Source organism: Georgenia sp. 311 (assembly GCF_006151955.1).
GTDB lineage: Bacteria > Actinomycetota > Actinomycetes > Actinomycetales > Actinomycetaceae > Oceanitalea > Oceanitalea wutianyii.
This window is the reverse complement of record NZ_VDFS01000059.1, coordinates 5,971-9,730: the sequence shown is the minus strand read 5'-3', so window position 1 is coordinate 9,730 and position 3,760 is coordinate 5,971. Positions and strand designations below refer to the sequence as shown.

At 73.4% G+C, this 3,760-nt stretch carries 3 protein-coding genes; 2 read left to right on the top strand and 1 reads right to left on the bottom strand.

Annotation, left to right across the window (positions count from 1 at the left end; translation table 11 throughout):
- Positions 1-191 precede the first annotated feature (191 nt).
- Complete coding sequence (locus FHE66_RS12445) at positions 192-2,096, top strand: heavy metal translocating P-type ATPase (protein WP_139073280.1); 1,905 nt, start codon at positions 192-194, stop codon at positions 2,094-2,096.
- Between the two features lie 3 nt (positions 2,097-2,099).
- On the opposite strand, the gene FHE66_RS12440 is transcribed toward FHE66_RS12445, so the two are convergent.
- Complete coding sequence (locus FHE66_RS12440; RefSeq protein WP_139073279.1) at positions 2,100-3,161, bottom strand: ATP-dependent DNA ligase; 1,062 nt, start codon at positions 3,159-3,161, stop codon at positions 2,100-2,102.
- 168 nt (positions 3,162-3,329) lie between these two features.
- Here FHE66_RS12440 and FHE66_RS12435 point away from each other — a divergent pair.
- The coding region (locus FHE66_RS12435; protein ID WP_176554768.1) for a DUF4282 domain-containing protein at positions 3,330-3,760 on the top strand (431 nt) is incomplete at its 3' end.

Below are 3,760 nucleotides of genomic sequence, written 5' to 3'. Positions count from 1 at the left end.
TCGGCTGTCGTGCGGAAGTCGGCTGTCGGCGGGAAGTCGGCTGTCGTGCGGAAGTCGGCTGTCGGCGGGAAGTCGGCTGTCGCGCGGAGATCGGCTGTCGGCACAAAAACTCGACTGTGACGGGGGAAAGTGCTGGTCAGGGGAGGCTTTCCTTGCTGGACAGGGGTGGTGGGCGGCGTGAAGATCGAGCTATGGGCAGGCTCCTCGCCGGCATGCGCCACTACCCGATGGTCCTCGCGACGATCATCGTCGCGGGCGTCGGGGGCGTGCTCGAGGGGGCCGGGCAGCAGACCGCGGCCCGCTGGGTGATCTCCGCCTTCGCCGTCGTCGTCGCGCTGCTCCAGGCGCGCGGGATGGTGCGGGACCTGCGCGCCGGCAGCTACGGCGTCGACCTCCTCGCGGTCACCGCGATCGGCTCGACCGTCGCGGTGGGGGAGTACTGGGCCGCGCTCGTCGTGTGCCTCATGCTCTCCGGCGGTGAGGCGCTGGAGGACTACGCCGCCCGCCGCGCGCGGCGCGAGCTCACCGGGCTGCTGGAGAACGCCCCGCACACCGCCCACCGGCTCGACGGCGCGGGCGGGCTCACCGACCTGCCCGTCGACGAGGTCGCGGTCGGGGACCGGCTCCTCGTGCGGCCCTTCGAGGTCGTCCCGGTCGACGGCGTCCTCGAGTCCGACGGCGCGAGCCTCGACGAGTCCTCGCTCACCGGTGAGTCCATCCCCGTCGACAAGTTCCGCGGCGACCAGCTGCTCTCCGGCGCGGTCAACGGCGCGGAGGCCATCGAGGTGCGCGCGACCGCCCGCGCCGCCGAGTCGCAGTACCAGCGGATCATCGCGCTCGTGCGCGAGGCGCAGGAGTCGCGTGCGCCGTTCGTCCGGCTCGCCGACCGGGTAGCCGTGCCGTTCACCCTCTTCGCCCTCGCCCTGGCCGCCGGGGCCTGGATCGTCTCGGGGGAGCCGGTCCGGCTGGCGGAGGTGCTCGTCGTCGCCACCCCCTGCCCGCTCATCATCGCCGCCCCCGTCGCGTTCCTCGGCGGGATGTCCCGCTCGGCCCGCCTGGGCGTCATCGTCAAGAGCAGCGGCACGCTCGAGCAGCTCGCCCGCACCCGCACCGTCGCCTTCGACAAGACCGGCACGCTCACCTACGGTGTCCCGCGCGTCACCTCGGTCCACGCGGAGCAGGGCGGCGAGGACGAGCTGCTCGCCCTCGCCGCGTCGGTCGAGCAGTACTCCGGCCACCCGCTGGCCGCCGCCGTCGTGGCCGCTGCCCAGGCCGGGGGCGCCGCCCTGCCCGCCGCCGACGACATCACCGAGATCCCGGCGAACGGGGTCCGTGGCATCGTCGACGGCCGTTTCGTCGCCGTCGGCAGCGCGAGGTTCGTCGCCCAGGAGACGGGCGCCGAGCCGCCCCACCCGCCCGAGGGGCACACCGGCGTGCACGTCGCCGTCGACGGCCGCTACGCCGGGTACGTCGCCCTGGCCGACGAGCTGCGCGCCGAGACGCCCGTGACGATGGCAGCCCTCCACCGCGTCGGGGTGCGCAGCACGATGATGCTCACCGGCGACAGCGAGCACGTGGCCCGGCACATCGCCGCCCAGGCGGGCATCGACGACGTGCGCGCCGAGCTCCTCCCGCAGGACAAGGTCGACGCCGTTCGCTCGGCCCGGCCCCGCCCGGTGATGATGGTCGGTGACGGCGTCAACGACGCCCCGGTTCTCGCCGCGGCGGACGTCGGCGTCGCGATGGGCGCGCGGGGGGCGAGCGCGGCGAGCGAGTCGGCCGACGTCGTCATCACCCTCGACGACCTCTCCCGCGTGGCCCGTGCCGTCTACGTCGGCCGCCGCACGATGCGGGTGGCGTGGCAGTCGATCGGCATCGGGGTGTCACTGTCGGTGGGGCTCATGATCGTCGCGGCGTTCGGGGTCCTGCCCGCGCTCGCCGGGGCCTGGCTGCAGGAGCTCGTCGATCTCACGTGCATCCTGTGGGCGCTGCTGGCGGTACGCCCCGGGCGCCGCGAGCGCGCCGAGGTCGCCCGCCTCGCCGCGGACACCGGCGTCTGCGCCCCGCGGGCCTCGGCCGAGCCCGTCGCCGCCTGAGCCTCAGCCGAGGACGTCGGCGAGGTCGTAGCGCACCGGCACCTCGAGCTGCTCGTAGGTGCACGACTCCGGCTCACGGTCCGGGCGCCAGCGCCGGAACTGGCCGCTGTGGCGGAAGCGGGTGCCTTCCATGTGGTCGTAGGCGACCTCGACGACGCGCTCGGGGCGCAACGGCACGAACGACAGGTCCTTGCCCGCGCTCCAGCGGCTCTGCGCGCCGGGCAGCCGGTCCTTCTCGTGGGCTGCTGCGTCGGCCCACTCCGCCCACGGGTGCTCCTCGCCCTCGGCGAGGCGCAGCGGGGCGAGCTCCTCCACGAGCTCGGCGCGCCGCTTCATGGTGAAGGAGGACGTGACGCCGACGTGCTGGAGCCTGCCGTCCTCGTTGTACAGCCCGAGGAGCAGCGAGCCGACGACGTCGCCGCTCTTGTGCCGGCGGTACCCGGCGACGACGCAGTCGGCCGTGCGCTCGTGCTTCGTCTTGAGCATGACCCGCTTGCCGGGCTGGTAGCCGAGCCCGAGCGGCTTGGAGACGACGCCGTCGAGCCCGGCGCCCTCGAACTGGTCGAGCCACTGCCGGGCCAGCGCGGTGTCCCGGGTGGCGCGGGTGAGGTGGACCGGGGCCTGCGCGCCGGCGAGTGCCGCCTCGAGCCGGGCGCGCCGCTCGGACATGGGCAGCCCGGTGAGGTCCTCGTCGCCCAGGGCGAGCAGGTCGAAGGCGACGAAGGAGGCCGGGGTCTCGGCCGCCAGCCTCCGCACGCGGGACTCGGCGGGGTGGATCCGCTGGAGGAGCGCCTCGAAGTCGAGCCTGTCGCCGGTGACGACGACGATCTCCCCGTCGACGACGCAGCGCTCGGGCAGCTGGGCGCGCACCGCCTCGACGAGCTCGGGGAAGTAACGGGTCATCGGCCGCTCGTTGCGGCTGCCGATCTCGACGTCGTCCCCGTCGCGGAAGACGATCGAGCGGAAGCCGTCCCACTTGGGCTCGTAGAGGTACTCACCCTCGGGGACGTCCGGGACGGACTTGGCCAGCATCGGCGCGACCGGCGGCAGCAGCGGGAGGTCCATCCCGCCGACGCTAGTGCGCGCGGTTCCCGTGCGCGAGGGAGTTGCGGGCCTGCGTCGGAGGCCATGGGGAGAAGGACCCGTGAACAGGTGTCCCCATACCGGTGTCGTGCCGCGCTGACCTGGGCTAACCTCGCCCCGTTCGCTCCCTCCAGGTCGAAAGGACCCACAGTGACCACCCCTCCGCCGCCGTACCAGCCGCCGCAGCCCGGCCATGGCCAGCCGCAGGTCCCGCCTCCTCCGCCGGCCTACTCCCAGGGTGGTCAGCCGTGGGGCTACGAGACACCCGGAGCGCCCCAGGGACAGCCCGGTCAGTCGCCGAAGGGCTTCTTCGCGGCGCTGTTCGACTGGCGTTTCCAGACCCTCATCACCCCGCAGATCGTCAGCTGGGTCTACCTCGTGGGGATGGTGCTGATCGGCCTGTACTGGCTGGGCTTCGTCGTCGTCGGCTTCGCGACCGAGCCGGTCATCGGCATCCTCGCCCTCGTCTTCGGGCCGATCTTCGTCATCATCTCCCTCGCGCTGTTCCGCATGACGCTGGAGTTCTACTTCGCGCTCGTGCGGATGTCGGACGACGTGCACCGCGGTGAGGGCACCGTGCG

Excerpts from the sequence above, each read along its gene's own strand:
- FHE66_RS12445 (WP_139073280.1), top strand. The coding sequence starts at position 192 with ATGGGCAGGCTCCTCGCCGGCATGCGCCACTACCCGATGGTCCTCGCG.
- FHE66_RS12440 (WP_139073279.1), bottom strand. The coding sequence starts at position 3,161 with ATGGACCTCCCGCTGCTGCCGCCGGTCGCGCCGATGCTGGCCAAGTCC.